This window comes from Pseudoalteromonas sp. ABV4_021 (assembly GCF_056159365.1).
On record NZ_JBSWVB010000001.1, the window covers coordinates 2,723,270 to 2,747,172 of the forward strand.

Here is a 23,903-nt window from a genome sequence, read left to right on the forward strand (position 1 = left end):
TATTTTACACTATTGCTGACTGTTTAAATAGCATCACGTCATCACCATGATATGTCAGTAATAAGCCATGGTGCTGTGCTAAATAATCAAACGTGGCCCGCGAAAAAAAATTGATATGTGTAATATCATTTTTGTAATGCCAATTTTTAAATCTATCTTGGTCGATGACGAGCTTTGTCATCACAACTAATACGCCATTTGGCTTCAATAAGTTCAGTAGTTGCGCCCACACTTCGTTTGGCTTAGCTAAATGTTCGATTACCTCAGTACAGGTTACAAAGTCGTACTGACAATTTAACACCTCAGTGTTTGGATAATAGAAGATATCGTAAAGCGCTGTAGCGTGACCTTTCTCTGCGAGCATTTTGGCGAGTGCAGGGCCCGGTCCACAACCAAAATCAAGACCCTGGCTAGCTTCTGCTAATTCTGGAAGCAAAGGTGCTAACGCGCGGCTCAGGAACTTCTGATAGCCCGTGTCATTTACATCGTTTTCATGACTATCGTAGATTTGTTTTTCTTGTTCGAGTGAAATTAACTGGTTGCGCGCAACAAATACTAACTGACATAACTCACATTGATAGTAAGCTCTGCGTTTGTCTTCGCTATAAAAGGTGCTTTTAGAATGCAGACATAATGGACAAGGTTCAGACATGGTTTAAACGTGAAATTTATTTGCCGTAATCATAGCAATTTTATTCGACAAATAAAAAAGCGACAGAGAATCTCTGCCGCTTACTAATCTGAGTGTCTTATGACACTTCTCCCTTCGACTGTTTTAACCAACGAGTCTAATATTATTATTATTTTACTATCCGTATTTTTATTATTTTCATCCGTGCTTTTTTTATTTTCGGTCTTCCTGACGCTTTCTTAGCAGTCCATTAATGTAACCTATGGTTACTTTCCCCTACGCACATAATTGTCGCTGCACTTCCGTATTTTACTGCTTTCCCTGTTATTTTTTTGTCCCTTGCGACAGGTGAATAATTTACTTGTTAATAAATTTGTTACAACTAATTTAACTAAAATAAATAAAAAAAGATTTCTTTAAAAATCGTGTTAACAATAAAAAACAGACACTTAAACCATAACCAGAGACAAAATAGCGAATTAACTTACAGTTAACATTAGTCATTGTCTCACTCGCAATGTGAGATATATCTCACAGACTAAGGTATAAAAAAAGCAGCTTTCGCTGCTTTTTTCATCACTTAAAAGAATAAGTGTTATTAATGAAGACCTGAAACGTACTTAGAAAGTAGTTCAATGTCCTTATCTGTTAGTTTTGTCGCTAAATCGCGCATCATACCATTTAGGTCATTATTGCGATCACCTGAGCGGAATTTCTCAAGTTGCGCTTTTACATAATCAGCATTTTGGAATGATACTTTCGGGAAGCCCGCTAATGATGTACCGTTACCACGAGGACCGTGACATGCTGCACATGCCGGAATACCACGTTCCGCATCACCTGCTTTGTATAGTTTACCACCTAGCTCAACCACTTCTTCTGGTGTGCTACCTGGTTCCATGTTAAGACTTGAAAAGTAAGCCGCGATATCGCGCATATCTTGCTCTGATAGTGGCATAGCCATACCACTCATTACAGGGTCCATTCGACCTTCTGCACCGCCTGATGTCATACCTAATTTAAACTCTTTTAATTGCTTAAATAAGTATTGAGCGTGCTGACCTGCAAGTTTAGGGTGATTAGGAAGAGGTTTGTTTCCATCTACACCGTGACAAGCAACACATGTCGCAGCTTTTGTTTTACCAGCTTCTATATCGCCCTCAAAAGCAGCAGCTTGATTGACGCTGAACGCACCAGCAACCATCATTAAAGATAAAGCTATTTTTTTCATGCTATTTCTCTGTTTCGACCCTGTTAAAACCTGACAAGCAGGAATGAATACCAGCTAAAGTAGCCATATTCTACACGATTAAATTTTATCTGACACCTCTTGTGCCTTGATAAAACATATAAAATATAGGGGTTTTTACTAAAAAACTCCGTAAAGGCGCATTTCTTTGATCTTTCTCAAGGTTAATTTGGCCCATTAAAAAAGACAAAGCATTACTTATTTGGCTATTGTTAGTATAAAATACGCGCCCAGAAATAAAAGATATGTTAAAGGCAGTGTAGCAAAAATCTCTGAAAATAGGGATTCGCCTTTAATCTTAAGATAGCGTTTTAAGGAGCTAACCTTGCTAAAGTCACGGGTTCAATATTCAAAAGCGAGCTTTATTACAAGTGCACCAGACATCACTAAACTGCCTGCTGATTCGGGTGTTGAAGTTGCGTTTGCAGGTCGTTCTAATGCGGGTAAATCAAGTGCGCTAAACACGTTAACCGATCAAAAACTTGCGCGCACAAGTAAAACACCAGGTCGTACCCAGCTAATCAACACCTTCTCGCTGGGTGAAGATATGCGCATCATCGACTTACCCGGTTATGGTTTTGCTAAAGTACCACTTGAAATGAAAAAGAAGTGGCAAAAATCACTGGGTGAATACCTGCAAAAGCGTGAAAGTTTAAAAGGTATTGTGGTCTTAATGGATATTCGTCATCCATTAAAAGAGCTTGATATGGACCTTATTAACTGGGCAGTTGAAAGTGATTTAGAGATTCTTGCGCTACTTACTAAAGCCGACAAATTGAAGCAAGGCAAGCGTAAAAGTGAAGTGCTAAAAGTTCGCCGCGAGTTAAAAGAGCTCAGTGACAAAATTACTGTTCACGCGTTTTCATCGTTAAAAGGCATTGGTTTACCGGAATTGGCAAAAACACTGGATGTTTGGTACTTAGGTGAACTTGAAGCAGTAGCGCCAGAGCAAGACGAGCAAGAATAAAACGTTTGAGAAAAAACCGGTTGGTAAAAACCAACCGGGTATAGCAATCTGGGGAGAAGCTATTAAAACGCTGTACCCCGTAAGAGATACATCATCAACAGGATGTCCTTATAGGACGGCGCGCACTTTAACAAAGCGGATTTGCAAAATAAAGTTATATCGCGACAAATTGCAAAGAAATGTAACAATCTGCGCTAAAATTCAGCAAACTTAAATTTAACATAAAAAAATAGCCAACATTAATTATTGGCTACTTAAAATTGTTGTTAATTGATGCGCAAACTAGTGAGCCTGCTCCCAGTTGTCACCTGAATCAGCTTCCACTAATAGTGGTACGTCTAACTGCGCTGCTTCACTCATCAATGAACAAATTTTATCGCTAAATTCGTCCACTTTATCTGCGTTAATTTCAAACACCAATTCATCGTGAACTTGCATGATCATTTCAATATCATCTGACGACTGCGTTTTCAGCCAACCAGCTACATTGATCATTGCGCGCTTAATAATATCTGCAGCAGTGCCCTGCATTGGCGCATTAATTGCCGCTCGTTCAGCTGCTTTACGACGCGCACCATTACGCGCTTTAATATCTGGCAGATATAAACGACGACCAAATAAGGTACTAACGTAACCTTTTTCAGCGGCATCTTCACGCGTGCGTTCCATATACTCAAGTACACCAGGGAAACGTTCAAAGTAAGTATCCATATAATGTTGTGCTTCATTACGCGGGATATCTAATTGTCGTGACAAGCCAAATGCGCTCATGCCGTAAATTAGACCGAAGTTTACAGCCTTAGCTTTACGACGCATATCAGATGTTACGGTTTCAAGTGGTACACCAAATACTTCCGCAGCCGTTGCGCTGTGAACGTCTTTACCTTCAGCAAATGCACTTAATAAGCCGTTATCTTGCGATAAATGCGCCATAATACGCAGTTCTATTTGACTGTAGTCAGCTGCCATTATTAATTTGCCAGGAGCCGCAACAAAGGCCTGACGAATTCGGCGACCTGCTTCATTTCGAATCGGAATATTCTGTAAGTTAGGATCGCTTGAACTTAAGCGACCTGTTGCGGTAACCGCTTGATGATACGAAGTATGCACACGTTGTGTTACTTCATCTACCATTTTAGGTAATTTATCAGTATACGTTGACTTGAGCTTAGCTAAACCACGGTGCTCAATAATCAATTTAGGCAACGGGTAATCATGCGCAAGTTCTTGCAGCACTTCTTCCGCTGTCGACGGCGCACCTTTTGGTGTTTTCTTTAATACTGGTAAGCCCAGTTTTTCAAACAGAATACCTTGTAATTGCTTGGTTGAGCTTAGGTTGAACTCCTCTTCTGCAATCTCATACGCTTCTTTTTCTAGCTCTTCAAGACGCGCTGCAATTTCAACACTTTGCTGTGCCAGCATTTGGCTATCAATATGAACACCGGTACGTTCCATATCTGATAACACATTTACCAATGGCAATTCGATTGAATTGAAAACATCCACTAGCTCAGGCTCTTTTTCTAACATTGGCCAAAGCGTATTATGCAAACGCAGGGTAATATCGGCATCTTCCGCCGCATAAGGTGCCGCTTTTTCTAGCTCAATTTGATTGAAGGTTAGCTGACCTTTGCCTTTACCTGCAATTTCTTCAAAACTAATGTTTTTATGGCCGAGATATTTTAGCGCAAGTGAATCCATATCATGACGAGTACCAACACTATTGAGTACGTAAGACTCAAGCATGGTATCAAAACGAATACCATTAAGTTCAATACCCGCTCGCGCTAATACGCTCTTATCGTATTTAAGGTTTTGTCCTACTTTCGCTTTATTTTCATCAGCTAAAATTGGCGCAAGTTTAGCAAATACTAGCTCATGACTTAGTTGTGCTGGCGCACCTAAATAATCATGTTTAAGCGGCAAATAAGCTGCTTGTGCTTCTGTTACCGCAAAGCTCATGCCGACTAGATCAGCTTGCATGTAATCAAGACTGGTGGTTTCAGTATCAAATGCGAAAAGATCTGCCGCTTGTAATTTAGCAACCCAACTATCTAACTGCGCTTCAGTTAATATAGTTTCGTAATTTGTTTCAACGGGTTTAGTTGCCACTTCAACTTCCGCAGCAGGTGCAGTGTCACCATCAAGTAATTCACTTAACCAACGCTTAAATTCACACTCGCCATAAAGCTTGATCAATTCATCAGTATTTGGCGCCGCGACTTCGAAAGAATCCAAGTTTTGCTCAACCTCTACATCCAACTTAATCGTTGCAAGCTCATAAGAAAGCTGAAGCTGTTCTTTATTATCTTCTAGTTTCTTCGACATGGTTTTTGAACCACGGAAACCAAGATCTGCGATTTTGTCTAAATTATCGTAAAGTGAATCAATAGAACCGAGTCCTTGCAGCATTGCAAGAGCCGTTTTTTCGCCCACACCTGGCACACCCGGAATGTTATCGACTTTATCGCCCATTAATGCGAGATAATCGATGATTAACTCAGGACCAATACCAAATTTATCGACAACTCCAGCAGGATCCATAATCGTATTAGTCATGGTGTTGATAAGTGTTACATGCTCATCAACTAACTGCGCCATATCTTTATCGCCTGTACTAATAAGTACATGACGTTTTTGTTCTGACGCGCGTTTCGCTAATGTGCCAATTACATCATCGGCTTCAACACCCGGAATGCTAATAAGCGGTAAACCCATTGCCTTAATAATATTGTGAATAGGCTCAATCTGAGTGCGCAAATCATCAGGCATCGGTGGGCGGTTTGCCTTGTATTCAGAATACATATCATTGCGAAAAGTTGGACCTTTGGCGTCAAAGATCACCACCATATGACTTGGCGAATACTGCTTAACTAAACTCTTAAGCATATTAATTACACCATAGATAGCACCGGTAGCCTCACCTTTTGAGTTAGTTAGATGTGGTGGAGCATGGTAAGCACGGAATAAGTATGATGAACCATCAACCAAGATTAACGGATTTTCAGGGATCTGAGCCATTAGCACTCGCCTTAAAACGATTAAACATAAATTGCCGATAGCATGCCATATCCCCGATAAGAAAACGAGAATTCAGCTCTATAAACAACAGAAATAATCAGTGCAGTGCAAGCAGTAAACGAATTGTTGAAATATTCCTCAGGCCAACTGGTTACAACCTGTGGATAAGTTTGTTAGTAAAGATGTAACAGGGCCTTCCCCGAATTTGAAAGAACAAATGGAGAATCTGATTTTTTTGGTTAATATACAATGGGTTAACAAGGCTAATTTACTAGCGTATTGTTATTGTTATTAATTTTCCAAGATGTGGAAACTGCTAAACTTTTTATCCTTAAAGCTTGGCAAGGAACATCCTAATCTTTAGCAGGGCAGTTACTCTACCAATAAAAGATCAAAGATCCTAGCGATCTTTTTATAATTTTTTTTTATTTACATCGTTTCTTTATAGCTAGAATATAATGCTTAACTAATCTTGAGATATGGAATAGATATATGAAAAAGATAGCAGTGATTTTAAGTGGCTGTGGAGTATTTGATGGCGCTGAAATTCATGAGGCAGTATTAACGCTGTTAAATATTGAACTGCAAGGTGCAAGCTACCAATGTTTCGCACCCAATATAGATCAACACCATGTAATTAATCATATCACTGGCGACGAAATGCCTGAGAAACGCAACGTACTAGTCGAATCTGCGCGTATTGCGCGAGGCGAGATCAAGGATCTTAAAGAGCTCAACATTTCGGAGTTTGATGCACTGGCTTTACCTGGTGGTTTTGGCGCTGCGAAAAATTTGTGTGATTTCGCATTAAAAGGCGCTGATTGCGAGATCAATGAAGACGTTGCCAACGCGTGTCGTGCATTTGCTGATGCGAAAAAACCGGCAGCCTATATTTGTATTGCACCGGCAATTATTCCACAAGTGTACGACGCAGGCACACTTGCAACCATTGGCAATGACCTAGATACAGCAAATGGCGTTAACGCATTAGGCGCAGCACACCAAAACTGTGCGGTAGACGATATTATTGTCGACGAAAGTGCAAAAGTAATCAGCACACCAGCTTATATGTTAGCAACCAATATTCGCGAAGCGGCGAGCGGTATTGAAAAAGCCATCGCACAATTAGTAAAAATGATCTAACCCTGTACAAAGGAAAAAGTTGCGCTAGCGCAACTTTTTCATATTTTACGACTAAATAGCCATAACTAACCATTTTATAAATTCGCAGCAAACGTTATAATTGTGCTAATTTCCGTCTATTGTGATTGATCACCTCAATTTGTGAGCAAGTAAAAAATGAAAAAATTAACAGCAGCATTACTAATGATGAGTGCAACTGTCGCAGTTGCAGCACCTTTTGATAACTCGTTAACTGAAGAAGCAATTAAGAAACGTATCGCTCCAGTTGGCTCTGTTTATTTAGCAGGTGCAGAACCAGTTGTTGCTGAGCCAACAGGTCCACGTACTGGCCAACAAGTGTATCAAGCAAGTTGTTTTGGTTGTCACGGTACAGGTGCTCTAGGCGCGCCAAAGACAAAAGCTGACTGGGATACTCGCATGGCGAAAGGCATGGATGTACTAATGCAGCATGCAATTAATGGTTTCAATGCAATGCCTCCTCGCGGTACATGTATGAACTGTTCTGATGATGAAATTAAAGATGCAATCGAGTTTATGGCAAAAGGCCAATAAGCATAAAACGCATTTTAAAAGAGCCGCTTAACTAAGCGGCTTTTTTATTGGTTAACATTTATATAACTAAGAAAACACAAGTTAGAATAAAAAAGAATATTCAAATTATTTAAAAACCCAAATTTATCAATGAGTTACAATTTATAGCAATTTCATCGACAAGATTGCTATTTAAAACGAAAAATGGAAAAATAAGGTTAAAAAATAGGCAGTGATTAACTGTGTGGTTCGGTTGGGTTCACACTGCTATAAATTCTACCTAATAATAAGAAATAGCAATGGAAGATGCTCATGCCGATAGCGGCTCACAGCAAAGAAAAATAAAGCGCTTAAAAAGTTTAGTAAAGAAATATCAAACCTCTTTGCAAACGCAAACTGCGTTATTACAACTATCCGAACAAGCAAGTAAAGTATCAGAACTTACCTTGCTCTACCCCGCTATTCAGCAAATTTTAGAAAGCAGCCTGCCATGTAGAAACTTTTATGTAGTGTTATTCAACCCAGATATTGGCGAACTCGAACTTACTTATTTTGTCGACGAGATCGATGGCATCCATTTACCCATTCAAGCGCAACAAACTGGCATGCTCGATAATTCGCTTACCGGACTTGTATTTAAAACCGGTAAAACCAAACTATTTAATAAAGAACAAATTGCCGATTGCGAAATTAAAGGTGTATGCCGTGTTATGGGCACGCCCTGTGAATACTGGTTAGGTGTGCCAATCCATCACGACGGTCGCGTGATCGGCGTTATGGCAACACAAAGCTATAATGTAAATCAGCCGTTTGATGATAGCCAAATAGCACTATTTGAAACCGTCGCATTCTATTTTAGTACCGCGGTTGAACGTGTTAAAAAACGCCAGTATATGGCGCAACAAGTTGCTGAGCGCACGGAGCAGTTAAGCCGCGAAATTGCTCGAAACCAAGATACTATTCGCAAACAAAATATTTTGTACGCAATTTCTAAGCTAGCGACAAAAAGCCTTAATAACCAAGACTTCTTTGAGCGAGTTCACAATATTGTTAACGAAGAAGTATTCGCTAAAAACCTGTTTATCGCGCTTTATGATCACAGCGAAAATATAATCAACTGTCCCTACGCTGTAGATGAAATGTCTGTTGATTATCAACCTCGTACCTTCTCTAAGGGGTTAACTGAATTTGTTATTCGCTCAGGTAAAACGGAATTGTTTGACCAAAACCGTATATTAAATGAGGTAGCAAAAGGTCATGTTGAGCTGCCCGCTAAATTTAATAACTCTCCTTTACCGACTTCGTGGATTGGCGTGCCGCTTTATCACCGTCAACAAGTAATTGGAGTATTGGCTTGTCAGGCGTTTAATCACGAATACAGCTACAAACAATCTGATATTGAGCTTATCTCATTTGTCTCAGAGCAAATTTCCAATGTAATCGTAAAACACTTGGCAGATAATCAATTAGAGCAACGAGTAAAAGAAAAAACCGCTGAATTACAACAAGCCAATATTCATTTGCAATTGCAAATTGAAGAGCGTAAGAAAATCGAGCGTCAGTTATTTCACGATGCCCACCATGATAATTTAACAGGCTTAGCAAACCGAAGCTTGTTTATTTCTCAATTAGATAAAACCCTACAACGACACAAGCGAGATAAATCGCATGGCTTTGCTGTGATGTTTATCGATCTCGATAATTTTAAAGACATCAACGACACACTCGGTCATCACGCTGGCGATAAATTTTTAAAATCGACTGCTAATGAGTTTTCTACTTGTATTCGAGAGCATGATTTACTGGCACGTTTTGGTGGTGATGAATTTGTTATTCTATTAACCCATTTACAGCACATAGACGAAGCTGAGCTTATCGCTAAGCGCATAATTAAATTAATGAACAAACCTTTTTGTATTAATGAATTATGCATTAAAAGCGGGGCAAGCATTGGCATTGCATACAGCAACAAAGCCTATACCAGCACAGACCAAATTATTCGTGACGCAGACAGTGCTATGTATCAAGCGAAGAAATCAGGTAAAGGTACCATAAAGCTCAGTGCAGAACACCTAGAGCCAAGAAGTAGCCTGATTTGCCCGACAGAAATAAACGCAGGGCAACTGAGTTTTGCTAAATCAAATGTGATTGATCTGCATAAAGATCACAGTGTCGCTACTTTTTACAATCCACAACTAACACTGGAATCAGGTGCAACAATAGCCCTTGCTCACTTATTACAAGAACAGCATGCAGCAATTGATTACTGCGATTACTTATTAAATCAAATTCTCCCTCATGTTGTGCAAAATGGTACGGTGTTTTTGCAACTGCATACCAGTATTTTGGCACGTGAATTTGATCGTTTTTACAAAGAATTAAGTAAGTCAGCAAATAATATTTGCTGGTTAATTAACGACAGTAATCTTGCAGAAATGTCGACGACCCAAATTGATAATCTAGCAAAGCTCAAAAAATTGGGATTCAAAATAGGTGTTATTGACGTTGCTCGTCAGCAGATCGATCTTGCAAAGCTAACCTGCGTGGAGTTTGATTTTATGCAGTTAGAGCTAAATTTTTGTCGAAAATTAGTTACAGAGAAAGTAGCGCAGCAACAGCTTGCAGCCTTACTTGCACTTACAAAAGGCAGTAAGTGTGAAATTATTGCAACCGGGCCTGCCATAGTGAATTTTCAGTCGGCACTCAAAATACTTGGTATCAATTTATTCTTAAGCCCACTGGCGCAAGGCTCTGAGCAGCTATCGCAGTTCGATAAAAGCCAATCACTGCTCAGTAAAACCAATAAAAAGTAAACGTTATTTCTTTAACATGGCGCGTAAATTAGCAACTCGCGCTTGGCCTTTTTCCATACGTTGTTGTTGGTTTTGCGGTTGTTTTCGCATTTCGTAAGCAAGATCATCTTGTGGCATTTCAGCAACAAAACGACTTAACTCTGGCGTTGCCGTTTCACCAAACATTCTGCGCTCTTTTGCATAGGTTAAAATCAGCTCTTGTTGCGCACGAGTAATGCCTACGTAAGCTAAACGCCTTTCTTCTTCAACATTATCTTCATCAATGCTGGTTTGGTGTGGTAACAATCCCTCTTCCATGCCTACCATAAACACATAAGGATATTCCAAGCCTTTCGATGCGTGTAATGTCAATAATTGCACCGCATCTGACTCGTCTTCTTCTTCATTGCGTTCAAGCATGTCGCGCAGTGTTAGCTTCATCACAACTTCAGGTAAGGTCAGCGGCGGGTTATCACTGCTACCAACTAACATATCGGTGATCCATCGGTACAGTTCCGACACGTTCTTCATTCGCATTTCAGCAGCTTTAGCGCTGGTTGAAGTCTCATACAAGTAATCTTCGTAATTAATCTCGCGTACCATGTCTTTTACAGCTTCAAGAGTATCTCCGCGAGTTGCACGATCTGAAAGCTCAACCACCCAACGGGCAAAACCCATTAACGCATTATAACCACGCCCAGCTAAGTGCGATGATAATTCAGGCTCAAAACACGCAGCAAACAAACTAATGTGCTTTTCATTCGCCAGCGATCCTAATTTCTCAAGTGTGATAGGACCAATTTCACGGCGTGGTGTATTTACGATACGTAAAAAGGCGTTATCGTCATCTTGATTCACCAACAACCTTAAATACGCCATAATGTCTTTAATTTCTGCACGTGAGAAAAACGACATACCACCGCTAATTTTGTACGGAATATGGCTTCCCATTAAGGCTTTTTCAAATACCCTTGCTTGGTGATTACCACGATACAAAATTGCGTAATCTTTATAGCTGGTGCGCTTCATAAATTTATGCGAAATAATCTCAGCAACCACTCTCTCAGCTTCATGCTCTTCATCTTTTGTCGCAATAACTTTAATCTGTTCGCCATAAGCTAATTCACTAAATAACTTTTTATCAAAAACGTGCGGGTTATTTGCAATAAGAATGTTGGCTGATTTAAGAATACGCCCCGCACTACGATAATTTTGCTCAAGTTTAATTAAACGTAATCCGGGAAAGTCTTTACTCAACAGCACTAGGTTTTGTGGTTTTGCCCCGCGCCAAGAATAGATACTTTGGTCATCATCGCCTACAACTGTAAAGCGCGCTCGCTCGCCCACTAACAGTTTAACTAATTGGTATTGGCTGGTGTTGGTATCTTGATATTCATCCACCAACAAATAACGAAAGCGATTTTGCCAGCGTTCACGCACCTCTGGTTTAGCGCTTAGCAGCAAAGTTGGGATCATAATTAAATCATCAAAATCGAGCGCGTTATAAGCGCGTAATTGATTTTGAAAACGCGCATAAAGTTGAGCAAATTGTACTTTTTGTTGCTCTCTGGCTTCGGCAATGGCTTGCTGTGGCAAAATAAGGTCATTTTTCCAATTAGAAATCTGCATTTTTAGCAGATTAAGTAAGTCTTTATCGCCTTTTAATTCGGGTTCTGTTAAATCAGCCAAGAGTTTGTTGCTGTCTTGATCGTCAAATAATGAAAAACCTGGTTTATATCCCAGTGCATCCAGCTCTTTTTTAACAATTTCCAAGCCAAGCGTGTGAAACGTAGAAACCCATAACCCTTTCGCTTCTTGCTTACCCAGTGTTTGTGCCACACGCTCACGCATTTCTTTTGCGGCTTTATTGGTAAAGGTTACCGCCGCAATATTGCGTGCCTTGTATTCGCACTTTTGCACTAAGTAGGCAATTTTATTTGTGATTACACGGGTTTTACCTGAGCCAGCGCCTGCCAGTACTAGGCATGGCCCACTGATATATTTAACCGCTTCATCTTGTTTAGGATTGAGTTTCATTAAAATCGCTTGCATTAATACAACAAAGAAAGGGATTTTAAAATGCAGCTATGTCAGGCGCAAGGATTGTCTTTGCCTGCAAGCCATGATGGGTTAAACTAAACACAGTTTTTATTACTAGAATTTGACTATGATTAACCCAGCTAAACTTGAAGAAATTGCCAAGCAAATTACTGAAAACATGCCACAAGGTGTTAAAAACTTAGCAGATACATTGGAAGGCAAAACAAAACAAGCTATTCAAAATAAATTAAGTGAAATGGATTTTGTTAGCCGTGAAGATTTTGAGGTACAAAGCCAAGTATTATTAAGAACACGCGAGAAATTGGCGATTTTAGAACAACGTGTGAACGAGCTAGAAGCAAAGCTTGCCGATAAAGACGCAGAATAAAAAAGAAGCTAAAGCGCTTCTTTTTCCTGTGCTTTTAATTTTGCTAACTCGCTGTTGAATGCGTCTAAAAACCAGCGGTGCTCTACTAAAAAGTTATTTGAAAAGTAAACAGAGAAATCTCTGCTTGCTTCAATAATACTTGCTATATTATCAAGGTTTTGCGAGCGTTTTGATAACGCATGAACAAATACACTTTCCGATAAAAACACCGCATCTAGTCGGTCAGCTAACAGCATTTCAACTAGCGTATCCACATCGTTACTAAGAGTTGCTATAGGATAATTATTATCTTGCAGCCACACCTGCGTATTGGTGTTTAAAATAGTGCCTATTTTTGCTTGTTCGCGAAATCCGCTGTGTTTCACATCAATTACATTAGATGTTTTATAAAACCAGCTCCAATTATTAATGAGTACCGCATCGCTAATTTTTGCAATACGGTCGCGAAAACGATTTTGCGTCGCTAAGAAAAAACCATCAACGTTGCCACTTCGCATTTCACGCAGCGCCACACCGTAATTTGCAACAAGTTCAAACTCGTAGTTCACTTCCAAGTTGTTAAGTACTTGCGTTACACGCACAATACCTTGCCCTGCAAGCTTTTTATTTTCATTTAAATAAATGTACGGTGGAAAATGCGGCACTGCAAAACGCAGTGTTATTTTTTGTTCTGTCGTTTGTGGTACAACTTGCTCGGCATAGGCATTATTAGCTGTTAACGCAAAATACGCACTAACGACTAAACACACCTTGAACGGCATTGTTATAAATTTTTGCCACATCGTTCGCCCCATTAATGCTGGTTTCTAAATCTCTAATATGGCCATCGGCCAACCCATAAATCCAGCCATGGACTTCTAATGCTTGCCCTCTTTCCCACGCATCCATCACGATATTTGTTTGGCACACATTCTTCACTTGCTCAATGACGTTTATTTCACATAAGCGATCAAACTTTTGCTGCTCACTAACAGAACTACTAAGTTCAGTCTCATACTTATCGCGCGCATCGACAACATGACGCAGCCAATTATCAATTAAACCAAGTCGAATGCCGTCAAGCGCTGCTTTTACGCCACCACAACCATAGTGGCCAACCACCATAATGTGCTTAACTTTTAAAACCTCTACTGCATATTGTAGTACAGACAAGCAGTTATGGTCGGTATGTACTACCATATTTGCTACATTTCTATGAACAAATAATTCGCCAGGTAATAAGCCAACTATCTCATTTGCGGGTACGCGGGAGTCGGCACAGCCTATCCATAAATATTCGGGATTTTGCTGCATTGAAAGAATCTTAAAAAACTCAGGATCCCGATCCGTTGTTTCTTTTGCCCACGAGCGATTCTTAACAAAAAGATGCGCTAATTTATTCATCAGTGTTTGCGTTCCTGATAGTTTTTAGGCTTTTGCCTGAATTAGTATATTTCTTGGTGTGATTTGCTTTTCACAAAACTCACTGAGTGTAACGCGGTAGCCAAATTGCTCCAAATATAAAACGCGATCAAGCACCAACCAAAGCTCAATTAAACGCCTAAAGCCATGGCGCACTAATTCTATACGCTGCGTAACTTGACGTCGCAATCTGCCCTTTGCTAAATAAGCTGCATAATCTATTTGCTCTGGTAAAGTGATATTTTTTTGCTGAGCAGCCCATCTGCAAAAATCACTAAATTCGCCACTAAATAACGCTTTTTTGGCGGACGGCATCGGAAGATAGCTGTCTTTTCCAAGTACATCATCAAGTAAACAGTCAAATGCTAAGCGCCATACTGTTTCAGTTTCGCGTAAACGTAAAATACGCTTACCTGAGGTAACTGTTTCTTGCAGCGCAAGTTTTAAATCACTGGCAGTAAAAGTAACCTGAGACTGTTTAGCAATATTGCTCATTGCTTCATACTGTTCAGATTGCTGAAATAAGTGATAACAACACGGTGAAATACTCATTAATTTAGTGCCCTTGGCAACACCATGCTTAATAAGTGCTTGATGCAGCCCGCCACAGGCATGAAGTGCCACTGCATGTTGATGTTGCTGTAAATAATCTGCCGCACGTTCAGATAAAACATCCAATTCAGCCAGTTTTATATCTAAACCAAACTGCTGTGCCAACTGTTGCCCTTTAGCCACTAGCTGAGGCTGTATTTCTACGCTCTGTACCGGCACCTTGTGGGCAAAATGATATAACCGCCCTAAATGCCCTTTTCCTGCACACCACTCCAGCAGGGGTAAATTTTGCTCTGCTGTTTGCATCACAAAGCTTTCTAATTGTGCAATCTTGTTGCCTTTAATACCGTTTGTAAGCCAAAACGGAAATTCAGCTATTTGCTTATTTGCGCTTGGCAGTTGCAACAAGCGTTCAACATTGTCTAATTCAGGAATAAGATTTGCCAAGTAACGCTGCAACTCAATTTGATTGCTTTCAAGTTTTTCAACATCATCGTCAGATAACGCCAGCAGGATTTCTGTTAAATGCGGCCAAGGTATTTCGCGCGATGCAAAAGCAATACATTGCCAATAGGCTTGTGTTTTAGTTAATAGCGTATCAATTGCGGTAAAAAGTGCGGTGTGAGACATCTTCAACACAGGCTAGGTTTGAATAGCGCTATGATAGCAAATCTTGCTGTGATGTTCAGAATAGAAAATGCCCCGGTAACCGGGGCATTTAGATAAGTTGTTTACGTTAGCTGTTTGCTACCTGCGCGAGCTTTTGTGCTTTACTCGACAAAAACTGCAAATAGCACGGATTGTTTGTTTCTTCTTGATAAGCATAAGCTAAACGTTGTAAGTGCTCACTAAAGGCAGCGTTATCTTGTTCAGGCACTTCAAATGCAGCCAACACATTTCCAGTTGCGGCACCATGATTGCGATAATGGAATAAACTTATATTCCAATTTGCTCCTAAGGTATCAAGAAAACGCTCAAGCGCTCCAGGGTATTCAGGAAACTCAAAACGGAACAAGCGCTCTGATAGCTGCTCACCCGGTTTACCGCCAACCATATAACGCACATGCAATTTAGCAAGCTCGTTATTGGTCATATCAACAAAAGCATAGCCTTTATCAGTCAACTCTTGTTTTAAGCTCACCAGTTCTGCTTCACCATTTCGCAAACCAACACCAACAAAAATCTCAGCATCGCCTGGGCCTGTGTAACGGTAATTAAATTCCGTAATTGAGCGACCATTTAAAGCCTTACAGAAACTTTTAAAACTGCCTTTTTCTTCTTTAATAGTTACCGCTAAAAGTGCTTCATTATGCTCACCTAGCGCAGTACGCTCTGCCACATAACGCAATCGATCAAAGTTAAGGTTTGCACCTGATAAAATTGCCGCAAGGTTTTTACCTTTTGAACCCGTTTGTGCTACCCATTTTTTAAGCCCTGCGAGTGATAAACCACCTGATGGCTCGGCAACAGCGCGGGTTGAGACAAAAATGTCCTGCATCGCGGCGCAGATTTCATCACTCGAAACGGTAATGACTTCATCACAGTACTTTTGTGCTAAGCGAAAGGTCTCTTTACCAATGATTTTAACCGCTACACCATCGGCAAAACTGCCTACGCGCTCAAGTTCAACCGGTTCACCAGCTTCCATAGCTGCTTTTAAACAAGCACTGTCTTCAGCTTCAACACCGATCACTTTGATGTCTGGGCGCAATGACTTTAAATAAATTGACATACCTGCCAATAAGCCACCGCCGCCTACCGGAATAAATACCGCATCAAGTAATGGCAACTGCTGCATCAGTTCGCGCGCAATGGTACCTTGCCCGATGATCACATCTTTATCATCGAACGGTGGTACAAACACCGCACCTTCTTTTTCAGCAATTTCCAGTGCATAGGCATTCGCAGCATCAAAGTGATGGCCATGTAAAATCACTTCGCCACCTAGATTGCGCACCGCGTTTACTTTGATTTCCGGTGTAGTCACTGGCATTACAATACGTGCTGTATGACCAAGGTGGCTGGCACTAAGTGCTACACCCTGAGCATGGTTACCTGCCGATGCGGTAACTACTTGAGAGCCTTTTGGTAACTGCTTTAATTTGTTATACGCACCGCGTAATTTAAACGAATATACCGGCTGCTGATCTTCACGCTTTAGCCAAATATGATTGCCAAGTTTCTGCTCAAGGCTGGTAACAGGGCTGACCTCCGTTACTTTTGCCAAGGGCTCCATGTTGGCTTGGATAATAGCGCGAAAATAATCGAGCTCTTGGGAGACCATTAACTAAGCTCCTCTAACTTTTTAAGGTCGCGTACCGCGCCTTTATCAGCACTGGTTGCTAATAGCGCATAAGCTTTTAATGCTGGTGTTACACTACGTACACGATCTACTGGTTTGTAGGCATCTTTACCACGGGCTAATTGCTTTTCATGGCGCGCTGCCAGCTCTTCGTCGCTAACAGTCATATCAATGCTGCGCTTAGTGATATCAATGACGATTTCATCGCCGTTTTCAACCAACGCGATTGCCCCTTGGCTAGCAGCTTCTGGAGATGCGTGACCAATTGATAAGCCCGATGTACCACCAGAGAAGCGTCCATCCGTTAATAGCGCACAATCTTTATCAAGACCCATCGACTTTAAGTAACTTGTTGGGTACAACATTTCTTGCATGCCAGGGCCACCTTTAGGCCCTTCATAACGGATGATAACCACATCCCCTTTTTCAATTTGACCACCTAAGATGCCGTCAACTGCATCATCTTGGGATTCGAATACTTTCGCCGTGCCCTTAAATACCAACATGCCTTCTGCAACACCAGCGGTTTTAACAATACAACCGTCTGGCGCAAGGTTGCCGTAAAGCACGGCTAAACCACCATCTTGACTAAACGCATGTTGGGCACTGCGAATACAGCCATTTTCACGGTCTAGGTCGAGTTCAGGCCAGCGTGTTTCTTGGCTCATCGCCTTAGTGGTACGAATACCCGCAGGACCCGCTTTATAGAATTTCTGCGCGGCGCTATTGTCAGGGTTAGTGGCATCCCATTTTTCAATTAGTTCGCCTAAAGTGCCACCAGCCACATGGCCTGCATTTAGTTCTAATTTGCCTGCTTTACCAAGCTCATTAAGAATACCCATAATGCCACCTGCTCGGTGTACATCTTCAATGTGATATTCAGGTGTTGCTGGCGCTACTTTACATAAGAAAGGTGTTTGACGTGACAGCTGATCGATATGAGTCATATCAAAATCAACACCCGCTTCTTGCGCTGCTCCAATGATATGTAATACCGTATTTGATGAACCGCCCATTGCAATATCTAATGTCATGGCATTGATAAACGCGCTGCGATCGGCAATATTGCGAGGTAGTACTGAATCATCTTCATCACGGTAGTAGCTACGACATAAATCCACAATACGGCGACCCGCTTCAACATAAAGTTGTTTGCGGTCTTTATGCGTTGCTAATGTGGTACCGTTACCAGGCAGCGCTAAACCTAGTGCCTCTAATAAACAGTTCATTGAGTTAGCGGTAAACATACCTGAGCACGAACCACAGGTTGGGCAAGCACTGCGCTCAACTTGATCTGAATCTTCATCGCTTACCGATGGATCGGCACCTTTTACCATGGCATCAACTAAATCGAGCTTGATATCAATTTCAGCAAGGCGCGTTTTACCCGCTTCCATTGGACCACCTGATACAAAAATCACCGGAATATTTAAGCGAAGTGCAGCTAACAACATTCCTGGGGTGATTTTGTCACAGTTCGAAATACACACCATTGCATCAGCACAATGTGCATTTACCATGTATTCAACAGAGTCTGCAATTAGGTCACGTGAAGGCAATGAATACAGCATACCGCCATGACCCATAGCGATACCATCATCGATAGCAATAGTATTGAATTCACGCGGTACACCGCCTGCATCACGAATGGTTTCTGCCATCATTTCACTGAGTTGATTTAAGTGAACATGACCCGGTACAAACTGGGTATATGAGTTCACCACAGCAACAATGGGTTTACCAAAGTCTTTATCTGTCATCCCTGTTGCACGCCACAATGCGCGAGCACCAGCACGTTTACGACCTTCAGTTGTTGTTGCACTTCTTAATTTTGCCATGGTTTACCTCATTTTAGGGCTCTGCCCCATTCCTCATTCCCAATAAATATGTCGTGTTTTTCTATTATTCGTTGATTAGTGTTAACCAGCCATTTTCATCTTCTGTTTGGCCTTTCACTAAATCAAAATACGCTTGCTGTAATTGCTCGGTGATTTCACCGCGCTTACCTGTACCAATTTCAATTTGGTCTACGCTACGCACTGGTGTTACTTCTGCTGCTGTGCCTGTCATAAAGAACTCATCTGCAAGGTAAAGCGCTTCACGCGAAATTGATTCTTCACGTACTTCAAAGCCCGCTTTTTTCGCAAGATACATCATGGTATCGCGTGTTAAACCCGGCAGAATTGCAGCGGTTGTTGGTGGCGTATAGATTACGCCATTTTTAACAATAAATAGGTTTTCGCCAGCACCTTCACTAAGGTAACCATTTACATCAAGTGCAATGCCTTCAACGTAACCGTTACGTTTTGCTTCACCTGAAATTAGCTGCGATGACAAATAGTTACCACCAGCTTTTGCTGCTGTTGGCATGGTATTAGGTGCTAAACGGTTCCATGACGAAACACACGCATCAACGCCCGCTTCTAATGCGCCGTCACCTAAATACGTGCCCCATTCCATTGCAGCAACGGCAACGTCCGCTTTATGAGATTTAGGATTTACGCCTAATCCCACATTGCCTAAAAACGCAAACGGACGTAGATACGCATTTTTTAAACCGTTTTCACGTACTGCTGCTTTACACGCTTCATTAATTTCATCAGCTGTGTAAGGGATTTGCATACGGTAAATTTTTGCTGAATCAAATAAACGCTTGGTGTGGTCTTGCAAACGGAAAATAGCTGGACCATTTGGCGTTTCATATGCACGTACACCTTCAAATACCGAGCTACCATAGTGCAGCGCATGACTAAGTACGTGAGTAGTTGCTTGTTCTTGTGGGATAATTTTGCCATTGAACCAAATTAAATCTGACATTCTCTAAAACCTTAAAAATAATAATTAGCTAGTTGCTGCTATCGATTGTTGTTCAAGTATTTCAACTTGGTTTACTTCAACTAACTTTTTTAATTGTTGTGTTAATAAATAAATAGGTCGGTCACTGTCTACCATCATATTTACAATATACTTTTCTTCGCTAGTCTCAATGTTCATTGAAGTTAAATTAAACCCGCGGTGGCGTGTTACACGTAAAAACCGCTCTAATGCGATACTTTGTTGTTTCACTTCGATTGATAAGTTGTGCTTCATTTTGCCACCTCAGTTAGCATTTGATCATTTGCGGCGCCTGGCGGAACTAATGGCCAAACATTTTCTTTATCATCTATACACGCGTGAAGAATATAAGGGCCTTCACTCGCCACTAATTTATCTATCGCCTCATCGACTTGGTTTGCATGGGTGATGGTTTCACCCGGAATACCAAAAACAGCGGCTAATTGTACAAAGTCAGGATTATCTGAAAGATTTGTTTCACTGTAGCGACCATCAAAGAAAAGTTGCTGCCACTGTCTAACCATACCTAAACGCTGGTTATCTAAAATAAGTAGTTTAACGGGTAAGTTGTTGCGGCGAATTGTGGCCAACTCTTGAATGTTCATCATGATTGAACCATCGCCAGAAACAGTTAATACAAAGTCGTTAGGACGAGCGATTTGCGCACCGATTGCGGCGGGTAAACCAAAGCCCATAGTGCCTGCACCCCCACTGCTTAAATGATTACTTGGATGCGAAAACGTCATATGTTGCGCAACCCACATTTGGTGCTGACCAACATCGCAGCACACTACCCCATTATTTGGCATTAAACGGCTTAAACGGTTTAATAAATAAGGGGCATATACTTTTTCACCAGGGTAGTCATAGCGCCATGCATATTGCTGTTGCATGTGACTGATATGCGCCAACCATTCTGGATTACTTTTGTGCGTCGCTAAATGCGGTAATGAATCTTTTAAATCAGCAACCAGTGAGGCATTAACTGGTTTACGCTTACCTACCTCAGCAGCATCAACATCTAAATGGATAACCTTAGCTTTACTGGCAAATTTAGCAAGGTTACCTGTTACACGGTCGTCAAAACGAGCACCAATACACACTAGCAAATCGCATTCTTGCACTGCTAAGTTCGCTGCTTGACCGCCATGCATGCCCAACATACCGAGATTATAGGCATAATCGGGTGTCACAGAACCAAGCGCTTTTAATGTGCTTACCGCTGGCATATTAGTCGCTTTTAAGAATTGCATTAGCTCATCTTGTGCATCTGCCATTTGTACACCGCCACCCACATACGCCAGTGGCTTTTTCACTTGGCTTAGTAGTTCATTAGCTTTGGTTAGTTCCGATTGGCTCAATTCAGGTTTGTAGTCATCTGCCGCAAGCCAAGGATGATAGTTAACAGCACCCATTTGGATATCTTTTGGAATATCCACAAGCACGGGGCCTGGTCGGCCTGATTGCGCTAAATGCATCGCTTCTTGTAAAACCTCGGCTAAATCTTCAGCTCGTTCTACCATGTAGCTGTGTTTAGTGCAGCTTAGCGACATACCCAACACATCGACTTCTTGAAAGGCATCTGAGCCAATCGCCGCGGTAGGTACTTGACCGGTAATTGCAAGCAGTGGTACAGAATCCATCATGGCATCGGCAAGTGCAGTGATAAGGTTTGTCGCGCCAGGGCCTGAAGTTGCAAAACAAACACCCAGTTTGCCTGTGCTTCTTGCGTAACCAACAGCGGCAAAACCAGCGCCTTGTTCATGACGGGTTAGATAGTGAGTAACAGGCGAGCCATACAGCGCATCGTAAATTGGCATAATCGCACCACCAGGGTATCCAAATACCTCTTTCACGCCATGTTTGGCTAATAAATCGATTGTTAACTCTGCACCTGTCATTTTCTCTACCCTGTGATGTTTACTACTTACTCATTTTCTTACTGCCAAAAAAAAGCCCCCGGACTTTTCAGTTCGGGGGCTCTCTCAATGCTTAACTTTTGCTACAGCACTACGAAGCCCCCGCGGTAATAATAATCACCACGTTAATAATTAGGACTAGTACGTTTACTGTTTTAAACATGTGTTTAAGCAACCATAAATTCTTTACAAAATAGCCAAGCGTTCGTCTGCTTGGCTTCTTTTTTATTAGTATCGTTTATGAGTAAAAAAGTCAATCAAGAAATCTATGCATTTTTAAATCAATAGAATTAACTTAAAACCAAGATAAGCATAAAAAAACATATAAAAAGAATAAAAAATCCATTTTATACAATTTTAAAGATTGTATATGCTAAGACTAACGCTTATTTGAATATCGCTTTATTTTTAAAAGTCTTATAACTTTTTTGTTAATAATTAGGCAAAGACTAATATTGCGCTATCAAGTACACTGATAAGCAAAATTAATTCTTAACGCAAGGATCTGCAATGCGACTTTTCTTAATTACACGAATACTGCTACTACCCATTTTGTTACTCGGTTTAACTCTACCAGTATTTGCAAACAGCAACATCAACCCAAGCCTGTGGAAAATTGAAAAAAATGGCGTGACATCTTATTTGCTTGGCACTGTGCACTTGGGTGATCAACAAATGGCGGGATTACCAAGCTACGTAAAAAGCGCGATTGAAAAAGCCGATAAACTGGTTGTTGAGGTTGATCTATCTAAGGTGAACCCAATAGAACAGCAGCAAGTAATGATGAACTATATGCTGCTGCCTGCAGGTAAAACATTACAGTCTGAGTTATCCGCTAAGAATTACAAAGCGCTAAGCAGTTATATGGCGAAGTTAGGCCTTGGTATGGAGCTTTTTCAGCAGATGCAACCCTTCGCTGTAATGCTACAGATCACCCTAATGGAATACCAAAAAGCAGGTTACCAAGATTCCTTTGGTATCGACAAGCAAGTGATGAATGTCGCGCAACGTTTGCAAATTCCGATTATGCAACTAGAAACGCTAGAGCAACAAATGGGCATGTTTAAAGGATTTAGCAAACATAACAACAAAATGATTGAAGACGGTTTAAAAGAACTGGCTGATATGGATAAGTACTTTAATCGTCTGATTGGTAACTGGAAACGAGGCAACGATAGCGCACTTGAAAGCTACTACCGCGAGACCTTTACGGGTGACAGCTACAGCGCGTTAACTGAAAAAGTACTGCTTACTGATCGCAATAACAACTGGGTAGATCAGTTAAAGGCTCCTCTAACCAAACAGCCACATTTTATTGCTGTTGGCGCACTTCATTTATACGGTCCACAGGGTTTACTAAAGCTTCTTGAAAAGGAAGGATTTAAACTTTCGAAAAAAAATAAATAATTTTTTAAACCTTTTTAATTGATGCCTGCGTCTAACTAAATAACAAACAGTTAAAACTGATTAAGCGCAGTCATCAAAAGGAATAATCATCATGAAAAAATTAGCGTTAGCAATGACATTAATCGCCGCAAGTATCTCAACTAATCTTTACGCTGGTGATGAAAAACGTATTACTGAAACTCTTACATTAAACCAAGGCCAAAATCTTGAGATTGATTTCCCTGTGGGCAGCATCGAAATTATCACAGTAGATAGCAACGAGCTTAGCATTGAAATTGAAATTGAAGGCAAAGACGAAGGTTGGTTTTCAAAAAACCGTGATGTATCAAATGTAGAACTAAGTAAACGCGTTCGTGATAACCGCATCTCACTTGAAATTGACGAAGAAAACTTAAGTCAAGAATGGGTTGTAAAAGTGCCAAAGCATGCAGCGATCGACATTGAGATTGGTGTTGGCAGCATTGATGTAGAAAAGCTTGAAAACTCACTTGAAGCAGAAGTAGGTGTTGGTTCAATTCGTGTCGACACTGTACTTGATGACTTTAAGCGCATCGAACTATCAACGGGTGTAGGCGATACTAGCATCAAAGGCTTTAGTGGCGACTTAGAAAGCACACGTAATATTGTAAGCTCTGAAACACGCTACTCTGGCGCAGGCGAGCACAGCATTGAAGCCGAAGTAGGTGTGGGTGATATCAAAGTGCGTAAATAAAATACGCAACAAG

19 protein-coding genes are annotated in these 23,903 nt (G+C 40.9%); 7 read left to right on the forward strand and 12 right to left on the reverse strand.

Annotation, left to right across the window (positions count from 1 at the left end; all coding sequences use genetic code 11):
• Nucleotides 1-4: 4 nt before the first annotated feature.
• The gene (locus ACXAFE_RS12625) at nt 5-652 is read right to left on the reverse strand and encodes a class I SAM-dependent methyltransferase (protein WP_475153143.1); all 648 of its coding nucleotides are present in this window, start codon (nt 650-652) and stop codon (nt 5-7) included.
• A 577-nt stretch (nt 653-1,229) separates the two neighbouring features.
• Nucleotides 1,230-1,862, reverse strand: a complete 633-nt coding sequence (locus ACXAFE_RS12630; protein WP_054978105.1) for a c-type cytochrome — start codon at nt 1,860-1,862, stop codon at nt 1,230-1,232.
• 343 nt (nt 1,863-2,205) lie between these two features.
• Between ACXAFE_RS12630 and yihA the strand changes: the two genes are divergently transcribed.
• Entirely contained in the window at nt 2,206-2,847 is a 642-nt protein-coding gene (gene yihA / locus ACXAFE_RS12635; RefSeq protein ID WP_475153146.1) for a ribosome biogenesis GTP-binding protein YihA/YsxC, read from the forward strand.
• 282 nt (nt 2,848-3,129) lie between these two features.
• On the opposite strand, the gene polA is transcribed toward yihA, so the two are convergent.
• Nucleotides 3,130-5,868, reverse strand: a complete 2,739-nt coding sequence (gene polA, locus ACXAFE_RS12640; RefSeq protein WP_475153148.1) for a DNA polymerase I — start codon at nt 5,866-5,868, stop codon at nt 3,130-3,132.
• A 492-nt stretch (nt 5,869-6,360) separates the two neighbouring features.
• Here polA and elbB point away from each other — a divergent pair, with 492 nt between their 5' ends.
• The 3 genes from elbB to ACXAFE_RS12655 all read left to right on the forward strand — a co-directional run bounded on the left by elbB (nt 6,361) and on the right by ACXAFE_RS12655 (nt 10,355).
• A complete protein-coding gene (gene elbB / locus ACXAFE_RS12645) occupies nt 6,361-7,011 on the forward strand; it encodes an isoprenoid biosynthesis glyoxalase ElbB (RefSeq protein WP_475153150.1) in 651 nt (216 codons plus the stop codon).
• A gap of 156 nt (nt 7,012-7,167) precedes the next feature.
• Nucleotides 7,168-7,563 carry a c-type cytochrome gene (locus ACXAFE_RS12650; protein ID WP_010561642.1) on the forward strand — a complete coding sequence of 132 codons (396 nt, stop codon included), beginning with the start codon at nt 7,168-7,170 and terminating at the stop codon, nt 7,561-7,563.
• A gap of 278 nt (nt 7,564-7,841) precedes the next feature.
• A complete protein-coding gene (locus tag ACXAFE_RS12655; RefSeq protein ID WP_475153153.1) occupies nt 7,842-10,355 on the forward strand; it encodes a GAF domain-containing protein in 2,514 nt (837 codons plus the stop codon).
• A 3-nt stretch (nt 10,356-10,358) separates the two neighbouring features.
• Here ACXAFE_RS12655 and rep read toward each other — a convergent pair whose 3' ends face one another.
• On the reverse strand, nt 10,359-12,371 hold the full coding sequence (gene rep / locus ACXAFE_RS12660; RefSeq protein WP_475153154.1) for a DNA helicase Rep: 2,013 nt from the start codon (nt 12,369-12,371) through the stop codon (nt 10,359-10,361).
• A 130-nt stretch (nt 12,372-12,501) separates the two neighbouring features.
• On the opposite strand from rep, the gene ubiK reads away from it, so the two are divergent.
• Entirely contained in the window at nt 12,502-12,762 is a 261-nt protein-coding gene (gene ubiK / locus ACXAFE_RS12665; RefSeq protein ID WP_010561639.1) for a ubiquinone biosynthesis accessory factor UbiK, read from the forward strand.
• An 8-nt stretch (nt 12,763-12,770) separates the two neighbouring features.
• Here ubiK and ACXAFE_RS12670 read toward each other — a convergent pair whose 3' ends face one another.
• The 8 genes from ACXAFE_RS12670 to ilvG form a co-directional block, all read right to left on the reverse strand.
• Nucleotides 12,771-13,544: a substrate-binding periplasmic protein gene (locus ACXAFE_RS12670; protein WP_475153157.1), complete on the reverse strand. Its 774-nt coding sequence runs from the start codon at nt 13,542-13,544 to the stop codon at nt 12,771-12,773.
• The gene (gene can / locus ACXAFE_RS12675; protein ID WP_010561637.1) at nt 13,495-14,145 is read right to left on the reverse strand and encodes a carbonate dehydratase; all 651 of its coding nucleotides are present in this window, start codon (nt 14,143-14,145) and stop codon (nt 13,495-13,497) included. The genes ACXAFE_RS12670 and can overlap by 50 nt, the downstream gene beginning before the upstream one ends.
• A 24-nt stretch (nt 14,146-14,169) precedes the next feature.
• Nucleotides 14,170-15,345, reverse strand: a complete 1,176-nt coding sequence (locus tag ACXAFE_RS12680; protein ID WP_475153162.1) for a methyltransferase — start codon at nt 15,343-15,345, stop codon at nt 14,170-14,172.
• Between the two features lie 106 nt (nt 15,346-15,451).
• Nucleotides 15,452-16,999 carry a threonine ammonia-lyase, biosynthetic gene (ilvA, locus tag ACXAFE_RS12685; protein WP_475153165.1) on the reverse strand — a complete coding sequence of 516 codons (1,548 nt, stop codon included), beginning with the start codon at nt 16,997-16,999 and terminating at the stop codon, nt 15,452-15,454.
• Nucleotides 16,999-18,855 (reverse strand): dihydroxy-acid dehydratase, encoded by a 1,857-nt coding sequence (ilvD, locus tag ACXAFE_RS12690; protein WP_475153167.1) that lies wholly within the window; start codon nt 18,853-18,855, stop codon nt 16,999-17,001. Before ilvD ends, ilvA begins: the two co-directional genes overlap by 1 nt.
• Before the next feature lie 64 nt (nt 18,856-18,919).
• Nucleotides 18,920-19,834, reverse strand: a complete 915-nt coding sequence (locus tag ACXAFE_RS12695; RefSeq protein WP_010561633.1) for a branched-chain amino acid transaminase — start codon at nt 19,832-19,834, stop codon at nt 18,920-18,922.
• 24 nt (nt 19,835-19,858) lie between these two features.
• The gene (gene ilvM / locus ACXAFE_RS12700; RefSeq protein WP_010561632.1) at nt 19,859-20,107 is read right to left on the reverse strand and encodes an acetolactate synthase 2 small subunit; all 249 of its coding nucleotides are present in this window, start codon (nt 20,105-20,107) and stop codon (nt 19,859-19,861) included.
• A complete protein-coding gene (gene ilvG / locus ACXAFE_RS12705; protein WP_475153169.1) occupies nt 20,104-21,753 on the reverse strand; it encodes an acetolactate synthase 2 catalytic subunit in 1,650 nt (549 codons plus the stop codon). Before ilvG ends, ilvM begins: the two co-directional genes overlap by 4 nt.
• Before the next feature lie 528 nt (nt 21,754-22,281).
• Between ilvG and ACXAFE_RS12710 the strand changes: the two genes are divergently transcribed.
• Both ACXAFE_RS12710 and ACXAFE_RS12715 read left to right on the forward strand, forming a co-directional pair.
• Nucleotides 22,282-23,178 (forward strand): TraB/GumN family protein, encoded by an 897-nt coding sequence (locus tag ACXAFE_RS12710; RefSeq protein WP_475153172.1) that lies wholly within the window; start codon nt 22,282-22,284, stop codon nt 23,176-23,178.
• A 91-nt stretch (nt 23,179-23,269) separates the two neighbouring features.
• The gene (locus ACXAFE_RS12715; RefSeq protein ID WP_100914240.1) at nt 23,270-23,890 is read left to right on the forward strand and encodes a DUF4097 family beta strand repeat-containing protein; all 621 of its coding nucleotides are present in this window, start codon (nt 23,270-23,272) and stop codon (nt 23,888-23,890) included.
• Nucleotides 23,891-23,903: the final 13 nt, after the last annotated feature.

What these genes read in the sequence shown, in the direction of transcription:
- polA (WP_475153148.1), bottom strand. Translation starts at nt 5,868, where the DNA reads ATGGCTCAGATCCCTGAAAATCCGTTAATCTTGGTTGATGGTTCATCA.
- ACXAFE_RS12715 (WP_100914240.1), top strand. Translation starts at nt 23,270, where the DNA reads ATGAAAAAATTAGCGTTAGCAATGACATTAATCGCCGCAAGTATCTCA.
- elbB (WP_475153150.1), top strand. Translation starts at nt 6,361, where the DNA reads ATGAAAAAGATAGCAGTGATTTTAAGTGGCTGTGGAGTATTTGATGGC.
- ACXAFE_RS12630 (WP_054978105.1), bottom strand. Translation starts at nt 1,862, where the DNA reads ATGAAAAAAATAGCTTTATCTTTAATGATGGTTGCTGGTGCGTTCAGC.
- rep (WP_475153154.1), bottom strand. Translation starts at nt 12,371, where the DNA reads ATGAAACTCAATCCTAAACAAGATGAAGCGGTTAAATATATCAGTGGG.
- ilvM (WP_010561632.1), bottom strand. Translation starts at nt 20,107, where the DNA reads ATGAAGCACAACTTATCAATCGAAGTGAAACAACAAAGTATCGCATTA.
- ACXAFE_RS12650 (WP_010561642.1), top strand. Translation starts at nt 7,168, where the DNA reads ATGAAAAAATTAACAGCAGCATTACTAATGATGAGTGCAACTGTCGCA.
- ilvD (WP_475153167.1), bottom strand. Translation starts at nt 18,855, where the DNA reads ATGGCAAAATTAAGAAGTGCAACAACAACTGAAGGTCGTAAACGTGCT.
- ACXAFE_RS12680 (WP_475153162.1), bottom strand. Translation starts at nt 15,345, where the DNA reads ATGTCTCACACCGCACTTTTTACCGCAATTGATACGCTATTAACTAAA.
- ACXAFE_RS12710 (WP_475153172.1), top strand. Translation starts at nt 22,282, where the DNA reads ATGCGACTTTTCTTAATTACACGAATACTGCTACTACCCATTTTGTTA.
- ilvA (WP_475153165.1), bottom strand. Translation starts at nt 16,999, where the DNA reads ATGGTCTCCCAAGAGCTCGATTATTTTCGCGCTATTATCCAAGCCAAC.
- can (WP_010561637.1), bottom strand. Translation starts at nt 14,145, where the DNA reads ATGAATAAATTAGCGCATCTTTTTGTTAAGAATCGCTCGTGGGCAAAA.
- ubiK (WP_010561639.1), top strand. Translation starts at nt 12,502, where the DNA reads ATGATTAACCCAGCTAAACTTGAAGAAATTGCCAAGCAAATTACTGAA.
- ACXAFE_RS12695 (WP_010561633.1), bottom strand. Translation starts at nt 19,834, where the DNA reads ATGTCAGATTTAATTTGGTTCAATGGCAAAATTATCCCACAAGAACAA.
- ilvG (WP_475153169.1), bottom strand. Translation starts at nt 21,753, where the DNA reads ATGACAGGTGCAGAGTTAACAATCGATTTATTAGCCAAACATGGCGTG.
- ACXAFE_RS12670 (WP_475153157.1), bottom strand. Translation starts at nt 13,544, where the DNA reads ATGTGGCAAAAATTTATAACAATGCCGTTCAAGGTGTGTTTAGTCGTT.
- ACXAFE_RS12625 (WP_475153143.1), bottom strand. Translation starts at nt 652, where the DNA reads ATGTCTGAACCTTGTCCATTATGTCTGCATTCTAAAAGCACCTTTTAT.
- ACXAFE_RS12655 (WP_475153153.1), top strand. Translation starts at nt 7,842, where the DNA reads ATGGAAGATGCTCATGCCGATAGCGGCTCACAGCAAAGAAAAATAAAG.